18 protein-coding genes are annotated in these 16892 nt (G+C 73.2%); 8 read left to right on the forward strand and 10 right to left on the reverse strand.

Annotation, left to right across the window (positions count from 1 at the left end):
- Window positions 1-82 precede the first annotated feature (82 nt).
- The 9 genes from pqqB to H288_RS0106780 form a co-directional block, all read right to left on the reverse strand.
- Window positions 83-982 (reverse strand): pyrroloquinoline quinone biosynthesis protein PqqB, encoded by a 900-nt coding sequence (gene pqqB, locus H288_RS0106740; protein WP_020091830.1) that lies wholly within the window; start codon window positions 980-982, stop codon window positions 83-85.
- Between the two features lie 33 nt (window positions 983-1015).
- On the reverse strand, window positions 1016-1105 hold the full coding sequence (gene pqqA / locus H288_RS32165) for a pyrroloquinoline quinone precursor peptide PqqA (RefSeq protein WP_012317526.1): 90 nt from the start codon (window positions 1103-1105) through the stop codon (window positions 1016-1018).
- A 224-nt stretch (window positions 1106-1329) separates the two neighbouring features.
- Entirely contained in the window at window positions 1330-2034 is a 705-nt protein-coding gene (locus tag H288_RS0106750; RefSeq protein ID WP_020091831.1) for a response regulator transcription factor, read from the reverse strand.
- Window positions 2031-3689: a HAMP domain-containing sensor histidine kinase gene (locus tag H288_RS0106755; RefSeq protein WP_020091832.1), complete on the reverse strand. Its 1659-nt coding sequence runs from the start codon at window positions 3687-3689 to the stop codon at window positions 2031-2033. The genes H288_RS0106750 and H288_RS0106755 overlap by 4 nt, the downstream gene beginning before the upstream one ends.
- Before the next feature lie 78 nt (window positions 3690-3767).
- A complete protein-coding gene (locus H288_RS0106760; RefSeq protein WP_020091833.1) occupies window positions 3768-3974 on the reverse strand; it encodes a hypothetical protein in 207 nt (68 codons plus the stop codon).
- An 84-nt stretch (window positions 3975-4058) separates the two neighbouring features.
- A complete protein-coding gene (locus H288_RS0106765; RefSeq protein WP_020091834.1) occupies window positions 4059-4853 on the reverse strand; it encodes a formylmethanofuran dehydrogenase subunit C in 795 nt (264 codons plus the stop codon).
- 3 nt (window positions 4854-4856) lie between these two features.
- Window positions 4857-5804, reverse strand: coding sequence for a formylmethanofuran--tetrahydromethanopterin N-formyltransferase (fhcD, locus tag H288_RS0106770; protein WP_020091835.1), 948 nt, complete (start codon window positions 5802-5804; stop codon window positions 4857-4859).
- A gap of 27 nt (window positions 5805-5831) precedes the next feature.
- Window positions 5832-7478, reverse strand: a complete 1647-nt coding sequence (locus H288_RS0106775) for a formylmethanofuran dehydrogenase subunit A (RefSeq protein ID WP_020091836.1) — start codon at window positions 7476-7478, stop codon at window positions 5832-5834.
- Complete coding sequence (locus tag H288_RS0106780) at window positions 7472-8542, reverse strand: tungsten-containing formylmethanofuran dehydrogenase subunit B (RefSeq protein WP_020091837.1); 1071 nt, start codon at window positions 8540-8542, stop codon at window positions 7472-7474. Before H288_RS0106780 ends, H288_RS0106775 begins: the two co-directional genes overlap by 7 nt.
- A gap of 398 nt (window positions 8543-8940) precedes the next feature.
- Between H288_RS0106780 and H288_RS0106785 the strand changes: the two genes are divergently transcribed.
- From H288_RS0106785 to H288_RS0106820, 8 genes are all read left to right on the forward strand, one after another.
- A complete protein-coding gene (locus H288_RS0106785) occupies window positions 8941-9918 on the forward strand; it encodes a beta-ribofuranosylaminobenzene 5'-phosphate synthase family protein (RefSeq protein ID WP_020091838.1) in 978 nt (325 codons plus the stop codon).
- Between the two features lie 86 nt (window positions 9919-10004).
- Window positions 10005-10898, forward strand: coding sequence for an NAD(P)-dependent methylenetetrahydromethanopterin dehydrogenase (locus H288_RS0106790; RefSeq protein WP_020091839.1), 894 nt, complete (start codon window positions 10005-10007; stop codon window positions 10896-10898).
- 22 nt (window positions 10899-10920) lie between these two features.
- Window positions 10921-12072: an ATP-grasp domain-containing protein gene (locus tag H288_RS0106795; protein WP_020091840.1), complete on the forward strand. Its 1152-nt coding sequence runs from the start codon at window positions 10921-10923 to the stop codon at window positions 12070-12072.
- Window positions 12069-13043: a methenyltetrahydromethanopterin cyclohydrolase gene (mch, locus tag H288_RS0106800; protein ID WP_020091841.1), complete on the forward strand. Its 975-nt coding sequence runs from the start codon at window positions 12069-12071 to the stop codon at window positions 13041-13043. The genes H288_RS0106795 and mch overlap by 4 nt, the downstream gene beginning before the upstream one ends.
- Before the next feature lie 121 nt (window positions 13044-13164).
- Entirely contained in the window at window positions 13165-14073 is a 909-nt protein-coding gene (locus tag H288_RS0106805) for a RimK family alpha-L-glutamate ligase (protein ID WP_020091842.1), read from the forward strand.
- The gene (locus tag H288_RS0106810; RefSeq protein WP_020091843.1) at window positions 14070-14909 is read left to right on the forward strand and encodes a triphosphoribosyl-dephospho-CoA synthase; all 840 of its coding nucleotides are present in this window, start codon (window positions 14070-14072) and stop codon (window positions 14907-14909) included. The genes H288_RS0106805 and H288_RS0106810 overlap by 4 nt, the downstream gene beginning before the upstream one ends.
- Before the next feature lie 238 nt (window positions 14910-15147).
- Entirely contained in the window at window positions 15148-15660 is a 513-nt protein-coding gene (gene fae / locus H288_RS0106815; RefSeq protein ID WP_012317540.1) for a 5,6,7,8-tetrahydromethanopterin hydro-lyase, read from the forward strand.
- A gap of 295 nt (window positions 15661-15955) precedes the next feature.
- On the forward strand, window positions 15956-16246 hold the full coding sequence (locus tag H288_RS0106820) for a hypothetical protein (RefSeq protein ID WP_081636449.1): 291 nt from the start codon (window positions 15956-15958) through the stop codon (window positions 16244-16246).
- A gap of 100 nt (window positions 16247-16346) precedes the next feature.
- On the opposite strand, the gene H288_RS0106825 is transcribed toward H288_RS0106820, so the two are convergent.
- A partial coding sequence (locus tag H288_RS0106825; RefSeq protein WP_026604742.1) for a TCP-1/cpn60 chaperonin family protein occupies window positions 16347-16892 on the reverse strand: 546 nt, incomplete at its 5' end.

The following is a 16892-nucleotide window of genomic DNA, read 5'->3' on the forward strand; positions in this document are numbered from 1 at the left end:
CGGGCGCCCAACCATCGCCGGCGAGCGTCCGTCGCGCATAAGGCCGCGGCGCGGGGATCCGGCAGGCCGTCGGCGCGGCGTCCTAGAGCGTCAGACCCAGCCCGTCATGCGCCACGGTCCAGCCGGCCGCCTCGACATCGGCCCGCTCCGGCGAGCCCTCGACCAGGACCGGGTTCGTGTTGTTGATGTGCACGAAGACGCGGCGCCCGATCTCGACCGAAGCCAGGGCCTCGATCGAGCCGTTCTCGCCGCGCATCGGCACGTGACCCATGCGCCAGCCGGTCTTGGTGCCGACGCCGGCCCGGATCATGTCGTCGTCGTGCAGGACGGTTCCGTCGAAGAGCAGCGCGTCCACGCCGGCGATGCGCGCGCGCAGACCGTCCGTCACCCGGGCACATCCGGGAATGTAGGCGAGGCGCCGGCCGCCGGCTTCGATCAGGGCGCCGACCGTGGTCTCGGTCTCGGCGCCGATCTGCATGGTCTCGTCCTCCAGCCAGAGCGGCACCTTGCCGGGAACCGGGAAGAGGGTGACCGACAGGCCGGGGAGGGGCTCGAAGCGCTGGTCCATGCCGATCGGCCGACGGGCGACCACGCCCTCGGCCATCACGTCGAAGACGCGGTTGGCGTTGACCGAATCGAGGATCCCGCGCGTGCCATAGAGCGTGTAGGGCTGACCTTCGCGCAGGGTCAGGAGACCCGCGACATGGTCGACGTCGCCGTTGGTCAGGAGCACGGCGCGGATCGGCGAGTGGCGCAGACCCTCGCGCGGATGCATCTGCGCATTGTCGAAGAGCTGTTGCCGGATGTCCGGCGAGGCGTTGATCAGCAGCCAGTCCGACCCGTCCGCGGAGACCGCGATGCTCGACTGGGTCCGGGGCCGCACCCGGTCCGACTCGGACCGCGCCAGCGTGCAGATGGGGCAGCGGCAATTCCACTGGGGAAGGCCGCCGCCGGCCGCGGAACCGAGGATCACGACGCGCATGGTGCGGCTCCCGAGATCCCCGGCCCGTGAAACTCAGTTGAAGGTGTCGATCTCGGCCGACTCGTAGCTCGTCACTTCCATGCCGACGCAGATCTCGGACACGATCGGGGCAGCCCACTTCATGGTGTTTCTCCTCAGGCAACATCTACACCGAGTGTCACGCGGTTCCTAAGAGGACCCTAAGACACTGATGGCGCTCTCATTTCCGGCGCCGGAGAGGTATCGACGATTCACGCGCGGGCTTCAAGCACTAAGTTGCCGGATCCTCCCAAATTTTTCGTGAGAGACTTCCTAAGCGTCCGGAAACCATCGCGAAATGGGCGGGCCTGCGACTAAAGTACAGGGGCCTACTGGCGGAAGTCGGGACCGCGCAGTTCCAGCATGAATCCTTTACCCCGCACGGTGACGAGGCCGGGCCCGCCGTAGCGCACGAAATCGGCCATCTTGGAGCGCAGGTAGCCGATATATACGTCGACCACGTTGAGGGAGAGCCCGCCCTGGCTCGCCCACAGCCGGTCGAAGATGTCGGCGCGCGAGACCGGCTTGCCGATATTCTCCATCAGCATGGCCAGCAGGTCGGCCTCGCGGGGCGTGAGGCGGGCGCTCGCCTCGCCGCAGCTCGCCTGCCGGGTCTCGAGGTCGAGCATCAGCTTGCCGGCGGTGATGCGCGAGCGCGGCGCCTCCGCCTGCTCGCGGCGCATCAGGTGGGTCCGCAGGCGCGCGACCAGCTCGTCGAACTCGAAGGGCTTGATGATGTAGTCGTCGGCGCCGAGCGCCAGGCCCTCGGCCCGGTCGCGGATCTCGTCGCGGGCCGAGAGGAACAGGATCGCGCCCGGGAAGCCGCCCTCGCGCAGGGACCGGCAGACGTCGTGGCCCGAACCGTCCGGGAGGTTGATGTCGAGCAGCACCGCGCCGGGGGCCGGGTCGTGGGCCGCCTTCAGGGCCTCGTCGACGCAGGCCGCCGTCCCGACCTCGAATCCCTCGGCCTCGAGCCCTCGGGCGAGGAGGCCGCGGATGTCGATATCGTCCTCGACGATCAGGATCCGCGTCATGCGGCCGACTCCTTCACCTGCGCGCCCAGTTGGGCGCCCACTTGGGCGCCAACGGCAGCGCCGTCGACCGGGCCCGTCTCCCATGCCGGATCGCAGGCCGGGATGTCCAGGGTGACCCGGGCCCCGCGCCCGTCCGGCCCGGGGCCGAGCCGGATCGTGCCGCCGTGCTGCTCCACGATCCACCGCGCCAGCGCGAGCCCGATGCCGAACCCGGTCTCGTCCGGTCCGGCGCCCGAGCCGCGCTTGAAGCGCTCGAACAGCGCGTCCTCCGGCGCGCCGAAGCCCGGTCCGTCATCCGTGATGGTGATCCGTCCGACCGGTCCGGGCCCTGCCGCCAGGGCGACCTCGACCCGGGTGAGGCCGGCGGCGTGGCGGAGCGCGTTGTCGACGAGGCTCTCGACGGTCTGGCGCATCCACTCGCGGTCGGCGAGGCTCTCGACGTCGCGGGTGCCGGGATCGAGGGTGAGGCCCACCCGGCGCCGCGCCGCCTCGGAGCTCATGTTGTCCACGGCCTCCGCCAGGACCTGGGCGAGCCCCAGGCGGCGCTTGTCGAACGCGATCTCGCCGGATTCCGAGCGCGCGACGCGCAGCAGGTCCTCGACGCGCAGCTTGAGGCGCTGCGCCCGCTTCTTGATCGTCGCGAAGACCGGTCCCGGATCGGTGCCCCGGGACGCGCCGCGCAGGGCGAGATCGCACTCGCCCAGGATCACCGTCAGGGGCGTGCGCAGTTCGTGGCTGACATCGGCGAAGAAGCGGCGGCGGGACTGATCGACGGCCTCGAGCCGGGCGTTGGCGGCGCGCAGATCGGCGGTGCGGGCCGCCACGGTGTCCTCCAGCGCCGCCCGGTCGGCCGCGACCCGCGATTCCCGGCGAGCGAGGCGGGCGGCCATGCGGTTGACGTTGGTCATGAGCAGGCCGAGCTCGTCCCGCGTGGCGACGGAGAGGCGCGTATCCAGGGCGCCGTGGCCGATGGCGCTCGCGGCGCGGCGGACCTCCTCGATGCGGGCCAGGGTCGGCCGGGTGACGCCGCGGTAGAGGATCGCCAGCAGCACGAGGGCCGCGGCCACAGCGGCGGCGGCCGCCACCCGCAGGCGCTCCGAGAGCGCCCGGGCCTCCTCGGAGCCGAGCGCCATGCTGCGCCGCTCGGCCTCGATCAGGAAGGAGAGCGGCTGGCCGGTCATGGCACCGAAACCGTTGAGCGCGCCCTTGATCGCGTCCTGACGCCGCTCCGGCTCGGTCTGGCGGCTGATCAGCGACACCTGCCGGTCCAACACGGCGCGCGCCGCGCGCAGCTGCGCCATGGGGCGGGTGCGGGCGGCGTACTGCATCCGGTCGGCCGGGTCGTCGCTCGGCGGGAAGCTCTTGGCGAGCGCCTCGTCCACGGTGGCCAGGGCGCGGTCGGCGTTGTCGCGGGCGATCGCCATCGCCTCGGGCTGGCCGTCGGGATTGCCGACGGTCTCCACCGCCGCGAGACCGAACTGCGTGAGGCGGCCGGACAGCTCGGCCAGCAGCTCCAGGCGCCGCTGGGCCTCGAGGGTCCGGTCGACGGTGCGCTCCGCCGCCCCGATGGCCGCCAAGGCGGCCGCGGCGGCCAGCATCACCACGATGGCGGTGCCGCCGAGCAGCAGCGCGAAGCGGACCTTCAGCGAGCGCATCGTCCCCGTCCCGACCTCAATCCCGCCGTGCAGGCGGGCCCGAGCATGGCACCGCCGGAGCGCCGAACCAAGGTCCCGTCACAGGTCCTTCGGCAGGCTGCCCTTCGCGGCGCAGCGCCACCGCTCCACGTGCCATTCCGGATGCGCCGCCTGCCACGTCGCGAGCGCGCTCTGCGAGTTGCGCAGGCACACGAAGGGGCTCGATCTCTCGAAGGACATCTCGATCCGGTCCTCGCGGCAGGTCGAGGGCTGGGCGACGAGACAGATCGACAGCAGCAGCAGCATGGGCGCCTCCCCGGGCTGCCGGCCTCGTGCGGGCCGGCTTGGCGGGGAGCATAGGACGCGTCCACGCCCCTTGCCCAGGCGGCGTCAGGCCGCGACCCAGATCTCGCCCTTGGCGATCGTCGCGAGGTCGCCGGAGTAGCGGCGCAGCGGGTTGCCGAGGAGGTCGGCGTGCTCGGCGCTCAGGCCGCGCAGGGCCTTGGCCAGCAGCCGCAGGAACACGAGGTCGTGCGTCCCGGTCTCCACGAAGGTCGGCGACATCCGGCCGTGGCTGCCGACGAGGAGCGTCCCGCGGCGCATGCCGAAGCCGGGATGATCGCCCACCGCGAGCGCCGCCAGGGTGCCGGCGATCATGCGCGAGCCCGCGAAGGCGCCCGCGCGCCCGGCCACGATCGTCCCGCGCCGCATCCGGTCGCCGAGATGGGCGCCGGCGCTGCCGCGGATGATCAGCGTCGCGCCGTCGAGGCCGGCCTTCGCGGCGTAGACCGCGCCACCGGCATAGTCCCCGGCATCGCCCTCGACGGTGATCGTGCCACCGGTGGCACCGGAGGCCGCGTAGGGTCCGGCATGGCCGGTGACGGTGAGGCTGCCGCCCGCCATGCCGGCGCCGAGGCGCTGGCCGACATCGCCGGTCACCCGGATCGTACCTTCGGACAGCGACGCTCCGACCCGGTCGAGGCGCTCGTGGCCGCCCTCGATGGTCAGGGTGTCGGAGCCGTCCAGCGCCACCGCGAAGCAGTCGCCGAGGCGCACGCCGGTCCGGGTCGTCCCGATCTCGAGGCGCTCGGCCTCGCCCTGGGACAGGCGACTGAGCGCCCGCGGGTTGACGTTCAGGAGGTCCAGGCGCTCGGGCGGGGCCGCGCGCAGGGTGAGGGTGCTCACGGCTCAGCCCTCCGGCTTGGCGCTGTCGCGCGCGATCAGGTCGCGCAGGTGGTAGTGGTGGCGGCCGAGATTGCCGCCGTAATTGCCGGCCGTGACGGCGATCAGGCCGTGCTTGCCGCCGATCTCGGTGGCGGCGTGCAGGCCGGCGCGCATCGAGTCGGACACGCCCTGCGAGGTGAGGGCGTCGATCACGATCTCCAGCACCACGCCGCACTCGGCCGGGAGCGCCGAGCCGGCGCGGCCCTTCAGGGTCGGGCAGTAGGCATCGTTCGTCGAGGCCATCATGCCCTTGGTCCGGCCGCCGACCTTGGAGCCGGAGCGGACGATGCCGCCCGGGAACGGCAGGATCGCGCCCGGGACCGCCTTGGCGGCCTCGACGGCGATCTCGGCGACCTTGAGCGTCTCGGCGTGGTTCCGCCCGAGGAACAGCAGGTTGCCGCCGCCGACCGCGCCGTCGACGGCCCGGACCGAATCCTCGCAGAGGAACTCGCCGTCCATCACCGGGATGCGCCAGTAGCGCCGGGCCTTGCCGGTGGCGTCGGGCAGGCGCTTGGCCACCGCGAACCCGTCGCCGAAATAGCGGATCGCGCCGCCGAGCTTGATCTTGGTCGGCCCGTCGACACCCGCGTAGCAGGCGGTGCCCGGGCAGGTGAGGATGCACTGCCCGACGCGCTTGATCAGCTGGTCCTTGAGGCCGTTCGGCTCGAAGCCGAACAGCAGGATGCGCACGCCCGGCCGACCGTCCGGGGTCTCCTCGGGCGACAGCTCGGCGTCGATGCCGGCCTCGGCGCCGCAGCCGATCACCGAGGTGGCGAAGCCGGTCATCGTGGTCGCGGCGATCATCGCCCACTTGGCGGTGTCGTTCGTGACGATGATGGCCGTGCCGGCCACGTCGAACGCCTCCGCGAAGGTGTCGACGACCGGGATGCCGTTGAGGGTGAGGTCAGACATCGTACTTCCCGCGGCTCGCCCCGCTGATCACGCCCGGCATGGCACCGCCTCGAAGTTCTCCCGGCCCTCGCCGAAGGCCGCGTCGGGCACGGCGAAGCTGTCGAGGCCCTCGCCGAACCGCTCCGTGAGGTAGGTGTCGGCGCGCTTCGCCATGGCCTTGTCGGACTCGACGGTCAGCGACAGCGTGCGGCCGGCGCGCCACTCCACGACCTCGCCGTCCTCGACGATCGGCACGCCGTCCTTGAGGACGAGCTTGGCGGCGGTGAACATCGCGGTGCGGTTCGCGTCGTCGCGGTAGACCGCGATGTCGGCCCGGGCGCCGGCCCGCAGGTGGCCCCGGTCGGCGAGGCCGAGGAGCTTCGCCGGTCCGGACCGGGTCAGCTGCGCGATCTCCGAGAGCGTGTACTCGCGCTCCAGCCCGGGGAGGCTCGACCGCTCGCCGACCACGCTCGGCAGCGTCGCGATCTCGCGGTCGCGCTCCGACTTGTCCATCAGCAGGTGGATGATGCGGGGATACTGGGTGAACGGGCCGCCGTTCGGGTGGTCGGTGGTCAGGATCGTCCGCTCCGGGTCGGTGGAGAGCAGCATGATCTCCAGGCCGATCGCCCATTGCAGCGAGCTGGTCGGGCCCCGGGGCCGGTACAGGAACGGCACCACCCCGCCGCCCTCGGCGTCGCCCGCGTTGAGGACCCACTTCTTCGGCTTGGCGCCCTTCCGGCCGGCGAACTGGCGGAGGATGTCGAGGGACACCGTCACGGTCTGGCCGAACACGACCTGCCCGATATCGAGAGTGGCGTTCGGGTTGTCGGTGATCGCCTGCGCGATCCGCTCGGCGGCCGAGCGGAAGCCGCCGGTTCCGGGATTGGCCGGGTCGACCGCGCCGTAGGCGTAGAACTGCGCGTGGGCGAAGTGGATGCGCCGTCCCTCCGCCGCGTCCAGCGTCGCCATGAAGCTGTCGTCGGCCCCGGGCAGGCCGAGGTTGTTGCAGTGGACGTGCAGCGGGTGCGGCACGCCGATCTCCTCGACCGCGTCGAGGAGCGAGCCCATGATCTGCCGGGTCGAGAGCCCGTAGCAGGGGATCTCGTCGTCGAGGGAGAGGCGCAGGGCCCCGTCCTTGAAGGCGGAGGCGCCGCCGGCGTTGATGCACTTGACCCCGAGGCCGCGCGACTGGGCGACCGACAGGGCGACGAGGTCGCGCACGGCGTTGCCGCCCTGGCCCTCGCGCAGGAGCTGCAGGAGCTGGTCGTCGTTGCCCATCACGGTCAGGGCGCCGCGGTCGAGCAGCGGGATGTCGGCGAGTTCGAGCTGCGTGCCCAGCGCGTGGGTCGGCGGCATCGCCGGCTCGACGGCCGTGGTGTAGCCCATCCGCGCGTAGGTCGAGCCGATCCAGGCCGCCGCCCCGCCCGCGTGGGCGAAGGGATGGCCGTCAGGCGCCGCCTCGCTGACGTAGAGGTCGGGCAGGAGCAGCCGCGAGGTGATCACGTTGCCGCCGGCGATGTGCGAGTGCACCTCGACGCCGCCCGCCATCACCACGCAGCCCGCGGCGTCGATCACGGCGTCGGGCTCGCGGCCCGGCGGATCGATCACGCGGCCGTCCTCGATCCAGACGTCGCCCACGGAATCGCGGGACGCGGTCGGATCGACGACGCGCCCGCCCCGGATCACGCTCAGCATGCGGGTTCACTCCTCGACGCGGCCGGGCCCGTGACCAGGCGCTCCTTCAGGGCGCCCAGCACCGACGCGGCCGACGGCAGATCCGACGGCGCCGAGGCCGGCCAGAAGGTCAGCGCGGCGCGCTGCTCGTTCCACAACACGCCGCCGTGGTCGCGGCCGGGCTGGCCGACCGCGATCACCACCTCGGCGGCCCCGGCCTCACCGTCCGCGACCAGCGCGACGGAGGGGACGTTCGACAGCCAGTCCGGGCGCGACACCGGGACGGCGCCGAGCCAGAGAACGGCGTCGACCTCGCCGGCGGCGACCTGCCGGGTGGCGTCGAAGCGCCAGGGATCGTGCTCGGGCACGCGGCGCCCGAAGCCGCTGCGCGGCGCCTGCCCGGTGAGCCAGGCCGAGACCGGCACCACCGCCCGGTCCTGGCCGGTGCCGCCGACCGCGAGGGTGAAGCAGCGCGTCGTCTCGCTGAGCTCCATGGCGAGGCCCTGGAGCATCTCGATGCCGACCTCGCCGAGTTCGGCGGCGTCGTAGAGGAGGATTCCGTACTGCGCGGCGGCGAGCTGCGCGGCGATCTGGCCGGGGAGATCATCGCCGGCGAGGTGGCCGCGGGCGTGGGCGCGCAGCACGCCGACCGCCTCGGTCAGCCCGCCCTCGGCCGGCCAGGACAGGGACGCGGTGGCGTTGGCACCGACGGCCAGCAGGGTGCGGTCCGACCCGGCGGCGCGACCGCGGCCGGGCTTGCCGTCGACGAGGCGCTTCAGGAGCGGCGCCTGCCAGGGGGCGGCGCCGACCACCAGCACCACGTCGGCGCGCCCGACGGCCTCGGCGGGTGTCGAGGTCAGCGCCCCGACCCGGCTCAGCGCCCCGAGGTCCGCGTAGGTGCCGGCCGCGCCGGCGGTGTCGACGGAGGCGCCGATGCGCCCCGCGAGATCGTAGGCCGCGCGGATCGCGGCCACGTCGGCGCTGAGGCCGGCGATCACCGGCGCGCGCGCTTTGGCGAGGAGGGATGCGGCCGCCTCGATGGCGGTGCCCGCGTCCGTCGCGCCACCCTTCACCCAGGCTGCCATGCTCCCTCTCGCAACGTTCTTGCTTGGTTTCGGAGCGGGCGACGGCCGTAAGACCGGACGAAGCGGGTGCCCCTCGAGCCCGAGGGTTCCCCACCGAATCGGAATGGCTCATCCGCCCGGCATGTCCGGGCAGGCGGCAAACTCGGCGCGCCGTCGCGGGCCTAGGTTTGCCTTCATCCGCGCACCGCGGCAAGGGGGTCCGGCGGCGATGCGCGTCGGGAAGTGAATCGCGGGTATCGGTTCTCCGCCGCGCGCGCTCTCCGCGATCGATCAGTCCTGCGCCGTCGGCGGGCACGATCCGCGCGCGTCCACGTTGCCCGGTTCCGGGCCGCGTGTGACAAGCGCGCCGCGCAGGGGCGGGACCTGCGGGATTCGAGACGGGATTCGAGGGAAGAGCGTTGGGCGAGGTCCCCGAACGGAACGAGGCGACGGCGGACGGTACCGTGCGGGTCGAGGCGCCGGCGCGGCTGCATTTCGGCTTCCTGGACCTGCACGGCGGGCTCGGCCGCCGCTTCGGCAGCATCGGGCTGGCCATCGACGCGCCGTCCCTCGTCCTGACCGCCCGCCGGGCGGTCCGTCCCGACGTCACGGGACCCGAGGCGGACCGGGTGCGCGGCTACGTCGAGGCCGCCGCCGCCCATCTCGGGCGCAGCGGGGACGTCGCCGTCGCGGTCGAGCGGGTGATCCCGGCCCATGCCGGGTTCGGCTCCGGCACGCAGCTCGCCCTCGCGGTGGCGGCCGCGATGGCGCGCCTCAACGGCGAGCCTTTCGCGGCGGAGGCCTTCGCGGCGACCCTGGACCGGGGCAACCGGTCCGGCGTCGGCCTGTGCGCCTTCACCGAGGGCGGCCTGATCGTCGACGGCGGCCGCGGCGCGGATGGCGGGCCGCCGCCGGTGATCGCGCGCCTGCCCTATCCCGAGGCCTGGCGGATCGTCCTGATCCTCGATCCGAGCATGGCCGGCGTGCACGGGACGCGCGAGGTCGAGGCCTTCCGCGACCTGCCGCGCTTCCCCGAGGCCCAGGCTGCCGAGATCTGCCGGATCGCGCTGATGCAGGTGCTGCCCGCCGTCGCCCTGGCGGAGCCGCAGGGCTTCGGCGCCGGCATCACCCGGATCCAGACGCTGATCGGCGACCATTTCGCGCCCCATCAGGGCGGCCGCTACGCCAGCGCCGCGGTGGCGGAGGCGCTCGCCAGCGTCGCCGCGCGGGGCGTCGCGGGCTACGGCCAGTCCTCCTGGGGGCCGACCGGCTTCGCGCTGGTCCCGTCCGAGGCGGAGGCCCGCGCCCTGGTGGCCGGCCTCGATCGCGGCGGCCCCCTTCGGTTCGTCATCGCCCGGGGCCGCAACGGTGGCGCTTCGGTAACCGGTCCGGCGTGAGCTGGCCGCCCCGGGCTTGACCCGGGGCGCCGCTCCGGGTTTGGACGGAGGGAAGGCGCCTCTCTCGCGCGCCGCACGAGGATTCCATGGCCCGCTCGATCCTCCACATGCTGACGCCGCTCCGGCACATGAGCCCGTTCGACGTGAACATGGCCGTGGATGCCGGCTTCGAGACGGTGGTGACCTACGCGGAGGTCAGCCTCGCCGACGTCGTCACCCTGACGCAGGATTCGATCTTCTCGCGGTCGCCGGCCGACGGGACGCGGACGGGCATCTTCATCGGCGGCAAGAACGCCGAGGACGCCCTCGACATGGTCGACCGCGCCAAGAAGGCCTTCGTGCCGCCCTTCGTGAACCACGTGTTCGCCGACCCGGCGGGCTCGTTCACCACCGGCGCCGCCATGGTGGCGCAGGTCTCCCGCGCCCTGCGGCAGAAGTTCAACACCGACCTCAAGGGCAAGCGCATCGTGATCTTCGGCGGCGCGGGCGTCGTCGCCTACGTGGCCGCGGTGATCGGCGCCCTGCAGGGCGCGACCACCGTCCTGGTCGGCCACGACGGCGAGGAGCGCGTCTCGAAGATCGCCTTCACGATGAAGTGGCGCTTCGGCATCGAGGTCGGCGCCGTCGACGGCACGACGCCCGACGACCGCCGCGCGGCCATCCGCGACGCCGACGTCATCCTCTCGGCCGGCCCGGCGGGCATCCCGATCCTCACCGCGGAGGATCTGAAATCCGCGACGAAGCTGCTCGTGGCGTCCGACGTCAACGCCGTGCCGCCCGCCGGCATCGCGGGGATCGACGTCAACGCGGTGGACGTCGCGCTGCCCACGGGCAAGGGGGTCGGTATCGGCGCGCTGGCCGTCGGCGACGTGAAGTACAAGACGCAGCGGCGCCTGTTCGACCGGATGCTCGCCTCCGACACGCCGCTGTGCCTCGACTTCCGCGACGCCTACGAGCTCGCCGTGGAGATCGCCGGCTAGGCCGCTCCCGGACCGGATGCCGATGGCGGACGCGGTCCTGATCGCCGCGCAGGCCGGGCGCGCCCTGGCCGAGGCGGCGCGGCGCGCGGGGCTTCGGCCCTACGTCGCCGACCTGTTCGGCGATTCCGATACCCGTGCGCTGGCCGAGGCCTTCCGGCAACTTCCGGGCCGCTTCGGCACCGGCCCCGCCGCCGACGCCACCCTGGCGGCGCTCGACGACCTCGCGGCGCTGGCCGGGAACCCGGTCGGCCTGATCCTGGGCAGCGGCTTCGAGGACGCCCCCGACCTGATCGCGCGCCTCTCCGCGCGGCACCGGCTCATCGGCGCCTCGGCCGGGACCGTCGCCGCCCTGAAGGATCCCGAGGCCTTCGCGGCCCTGTGCGCGCGCCTCGGCGTGCCGCATCCGGCCGTGACGGCCGCGCCGCCGGCGGACCCCGCGGGCTGGCTGGTCAAGCGGGCGGGGGGCTCCGGAGGCAGCCACATCCGACCGGCCGGCCGGTCGCCCGCGCCGGTGGACCACTATCTCCAGGCGCGCGTTCCGGGGCGGCCGCACGCCCTGAACTTTCTCGCCGACGGCCGAACGATCCGCGTCCTCGCGGTCACCGAGCAATGGTGCGCGCCGTCGCCGATCCGGCCGTTCCGTTACGCCGGGGCGCTTGCCCGCGGCGCCGGTGAATCCCCGGCGCTCCCCGCCCACGTCGTGCAGGCCGTCGCCGCCGGGACCGAGCGGATCGTCGCCGCGACGGGCCTGCGCGGCCTCGCCAGCGCCGACCTGCTGGTCGACGGGACCGAGTGGTGGCTCACGGAGATCAACCCGAGGCCCGGCGCGACCCTCGACGTCCTCGACAGGCGCGGGACGCCGCTGCTCGCGGCCCACATCGCCGCCTGCCTCGGCACGATGCCGGAGCCCGGCCCGCATCCGGCGGGTGCGGCGGCCGCGCAGATCTGTTACGCGGACCGTGAGCTTGCGCCTGTGCCGGACCTCGATTGGCCGGACTGCGTGCGCGACCGCCCGTGCCCCGGCTCGGCGGTCCGCCGCGACGCGCCGCTCTGCACGGTGCTGGCCGAAGGCGCGGACCGGGCGGAGGTGCTCGCCCTGTTGGAAACGCGGACGGCACATCTGCGGGCCGTCTGCGCGGCGAAGAAAACACACCCCGAGGAAGCCCCGTCATGAGTGCCAGCCCGTCCTATCCCAGCATCAACGCGCTCTCAGGCCCCCTGGTCGAGCGGCTCGTGGCCGACGCCGCGACGCTGCGGCTCTCCGTGTCGCAGGCCGCCGGCGGCGCCCGCATGGTCGATGCCGGCGCGCAGGCGCGGGGCTCGATCGAGGCCGGGCGGCGCATCGCCGAGATCTGCCTCGGCGGCCTCGGCACCGTCACGATCGCGCCGAGCGGGCCGATCGCGTCCTGGCCGTACTCGGTGACGGTCCATTCCGCCGACCCGGTGCTCGCCTGCCTCGGCAGCCAGTACGCGGGCTGGAGCCTCGCCGACGAGACCGGGGATTCGGGCTTCTTCGCCCTCGGCTCGGGCCCGGGCCGCGCGGTGGCGGCCGTCGAGGAGCTGTACCAGGAACTCGGCTTCCGCGATTCCGCCACCAAGACCGCCCTCGTACTGGAGGCGGCCGGCGGCCCGCCCGAGAGCGTCGTCGCCAAGGTCGCGGAGGCCTCCGGCCTCAAGCCCGAGGACCTGACCTTCATCTTCGCGCCGACCCAGAGCCTCGCCGGCTCCACGCAGGTCGTGGCCCGCGTCCTGGAGGTCGCCCTCCACAAGGCCCACACGGTCGGCTTCGACCTGCACGCCATCGTGGACGGGATCGGCTCGGCGCCGCTGTCGCCGCCGCACCCGGACTTCATCAAGGCCATGGGCCGGACCAACGACGCGATCATCTACGGCGGCCGGGTCCAGCTCTTCGTGGACGCCGACGATGCCGACGCGAAGCAGCTCGCCGAGCAATTGCCCTCCACGACCTCGAGCGACCACGGCGCGCCCTTCGCCGACATCTTCGCGCGGGTGAACGGCGACTTCTACAAGATCGACGGCGCCCTGTTCTCGCCGGCCGAGGCGATCGTCACGTCGGTGCGCTCCGGCGCGACCTACCGCGGCGGCCGCCTGGAGCCGACGCTGGTCGACGCGTCCTTCGCCTGAGGGCACGCGGGGCGCCCCTCCCGCGCGGCGGGGCCCCCAGTCCGATCCACCGAGCGACAGAACCTCGGGCCGCCCCGGAGGCGGGCGGCCCCGTGACGATCAGGACCCCATCAGGACCACCATGCGCATCGGGCTCGCGGCCGATAACGGCACCTGGCACAAGAACCGCCTGCTCGCGGCCCTGCGCGCGAGCGGCGTCGAGCCGGTGCTGTTCTCCCTCGCCGACGTGGCTGTGGTCACGGGCGGCGGCGAGCCGCTGCGCGTGCCGGGCTTCGCCGACGCCCTGCCGGACGGCGTGCTGATGCGGACCATCGCGGGCGGCACCTTCGAGGCGACGACGATGCGGCTCGGCGTTCTGCACGCCCTGGTCGCCGCGGGGGTCACCGTCTGGAACGCGCCGACCGCGATCGAGCGCTCGGTCGACAAGGCGGCGACCTCGCTGCTGATCGACCGGGCCGGCCTGCCGACCCCGGCGACCTGGGTGTTCTCGAAGCGCGAGGCGGCCGCGGCCCTGGTCGCCGCCGAGGCGCGGCCGGGCGCGCCGCTGGTCCTGAAGCCGCTGTTCGGCTCGCAGGGGGAGGGGCTCGCCCTGATCGAGCGCCCGGAGGACCTGCCCGACGAGGAGGCGGTGGCCCGGGTCTACTACCTCCAGCGCTACGTGCCGCGCCGGGACGGCCTGTGGCGCGATTACCGGGTGTTCGTCTGCGACGGACGGGCGATCGCCGGCATGATCCGCGAGGGCGACGGCTGGATCACCAACGTCCACAGGGGCGGCCGGCCGCTGCCCTGGGCGATGCCGCGCGCCGCCGCCGAGCTGGCCGAGGCGGCGGCCGCCGCGGTCGGCGTCGACTATTCCGGCGTCGACCTCGTCGAGGACGGGGAGGGCGGGTTCTCGGTCCTCGAGGTCAATTCCATGCCGGCCTGGTCGGGGCTCCAGACCGTCTGCGAGGCCGACATCGCGGCCGCGGTGGTGCGGGGCTTCCTCGCCGCGGCCCGCGGCGCCAGCCGCCCCCGGCTCGTGGTGGCATGAGCGGGACCGGCCTCGACGCGACGCTGATCGGCACGCTCTACCGGGCGGCCTGCCTCGCGGAGCTCGACGCCCTCAAGCCCGGCAACGTCCACGCCTACGCGCCCGGCCACCGCATGGTGCTGGCGGATTTCGTCACGAGCGCCGACGTCTCGGCCCCGCCCCTGGCCCGCCCGGGCGCGGGCGTCGGAGCGCGGGTCCGCGACGGCGTCGCCGCCACGGTGGCGGCGGTGGGCCAGAACACCAATCTCGGCATCCTGCTGCTCTGCGCGCCGCTCGCGGTCGCGGCCGAGGGGGATCGGACCGTCGCTGCGGTGCTCGACACGCTGGACGGCGCGGATTCGGAGGCCGTCTTCGCGGGCATCCGCCGCGCGAATCCGGGCGGCCTCGGCGAGGCCGCCCGGCACGACGTCGCCGAGGCGGCGCCCGGCGCCCTGCGCGACGCCATGGCGGAGGCCGCGGACCGGGACCGGATCGCCCGCGCCTACGTCACGGGGTTCGCGGACGTGCCGGCGATCGGGCTCGCCGCCCTGCGCGAGGCCCGCGCCGCCGGGCTCGACCCGACCTGGTGCACGACCGCGATCCACCTCGCCTTCCTGCGCGCCGTCCCGGACAGCCACGTCGCGCGCAAGCACGGCGCGGCCGCGGCCGAGGGCGTCCGCCGGGAAGTCGAGGCGGCACTCGCCGGGATCGATCTCGCCGCGCGGCCGGTCGACGCGCTGCTGGCCCTCGACGCGTCGCTGAAGGCGCGGTCGATCAATCCCGGCACGAGCGCGGATTTCACCGTCGCGACGCTGTTCTGGGACGCGCTCGCGGGCGCCGGCGCCCGGCTGGCCTGAGCCGCGTGCACGATCCGGTGTCCATAGCGCCGGGCGGATGGAAATTCCTTCGTGTCAGGGCCTTGCGCGGGTTGTGAGCCGCAGGGGCCCGCTGTAGGGTCCGCCGCGCTGTCCGGCCCAACCGGCTCGGCCCAACCGGCTCGGCCGGCATGGTCGGGCGCCGATAACAAGGATGGCTTCCCGGCCGCGGCACCGCCCGGCGCGCGGCTCTATTTCGGAATCCAGGGAGAGACACCGAATGGCGAAGATCACCAAGGTTCAGGTCGGCGAAGCGCTCGTCGGCGACGGCAACGAGGTCGCCCACATCGACCTCATCATCGGACCGCGCGGTTCGCCGGCCGAGACGGCTTTCTGCAACGGCCTCGTGAACAACAAGCACGGCTTCACCAGCCTGCTCGCGGTCATCGCGCCGAACCTGCCGTGCAAGCCGAACACCCTGATGTTTAACAAGGTCACCATCAACGACGCCCGTCAGGCCGTCCAGATGTTCGGCCCGGCCCAGCACGGCGTTGCCAAGGCCGTGCAGGACGCGGTGGCCGAGGGCATCATCCCGGCGGACGAGGCCGACGACCTGTACATCCTGGTCGGCGTGTTCATCCACTGGGAGGCGGCCGACGACGCCAAGATCCAGAAGTACAACTACGAGGCCACCAAGCTGTCGATCCAGCGCGCCGTGAACGGCGAGCCGAAGGCCTCGACGGTCACCGAGCAGCGCAACTCGGCGCAGCACCCCTTCGCCGCCAACGCTTAGATCGGGGACGGTCCTGGGCAGAGCGAGCCTCCGCCCGCACCGCGGGGCCTGCTCCAGCGACTGGCTTCGATCTTCCTTGGCCGATAATTAGGCCCCTGAACGGGACGGCGCGAGCCGTCCCGTTTTTTGTTGATCGCCCACCGCCCGGACCGCCGCGCCACATCGCGGCCGGGCGAGGCGCCGACGTACAGGTGACGCGGCGTCGAAGCTCCGCGGTCGCTGGTGGAGAACGGGATCGGCGCGCGCGAAAACTCTATCGTCCCGGCCGCACCGGGCAGAGCCGCGAGGTGAGGTCATGCCTGCATCGGACGAAGTGTCCGCAACCCTGCGCGATGACTGGATTCACGGCGGCCACTTGGTCCTCGCCGCGGATCCCGACACGTCCGACCACGCGGCGATCCATGCCTGGATCCTCGACTTCATGCAGACAGGCGCGGACGATCCCGATCAGGACAGCATCCGATCCCTGATCTACCACAGCCTGAACTTCGATATCCCGTTCCAGGCGACGGAGCACGTCCGGCAATCCTTGATCGCCACCGTGCGGGCGCGTCTCGCGGCCGAAGCGTCGCGTCGCGGCCTCTGACCGGCCTGCGCCCCGCGGGCCACCGCGGCAGGCCGGCGCCAAGAGAAAAGGGGCCGCCTCGCGGCGACCCCCTTCCTTCGTCTCAGCGGATGGCTCGGACTTAGAAGTCCATGCCGCCCATGCCGCCGCCCGGCATGGCCGGAGCAGGGCTGTCCTTCTTCGGCGCGTCGGCGACCATCGCCTCGGTGGTCACCAGCAGGCCGGCGACCGAGGCCGCGTCCTGCAGGGCGGTGCGCACCACCTTGGCCGGGTCGACGATGCCGGCCTGGATCATGTCGACGTACTCTTCGGTCTGGGCGTTGAAGCCGAAGGTCTCCGAGGAGGTGTTGTCGGTGATCTTGCCGACCACGATCGAGCCTTCCACGCCCGCGTTCTGGGCGATCTGGCGGAGCGGGGCCTCGAGCGCCTTCAGGACGATCTTGATACCGGCCTGCACGTCCGGGATCTCGGACTTCAGCTCGGAGACCGCCTTCTTGGCGCGCAGCAGCGCGGTGCCGCCGCCCGGGACGATGCCTTCCTCGACCGCCGCGCGGGTGGCGTTGAGGGCGTCGTCGACGCGGTCCTTCTTCTCCTTCACCTCGACCTCGGTCGCGCCGCCGACGCGGATCACCGCGACGCCGCCCGCGAGCTTGGCCAGGCGCTCCTG

This window comes from Methylobacterium sp. 285MFTsu5.1 (assembly GCF_000383455.1).
Taxonomy (GTDB): domain Bacteria; phylum Pseudomonadota; class Alphaproteobacteria; order Rhizobiales; family Beijerinckiaceae; genus Methylobacterium.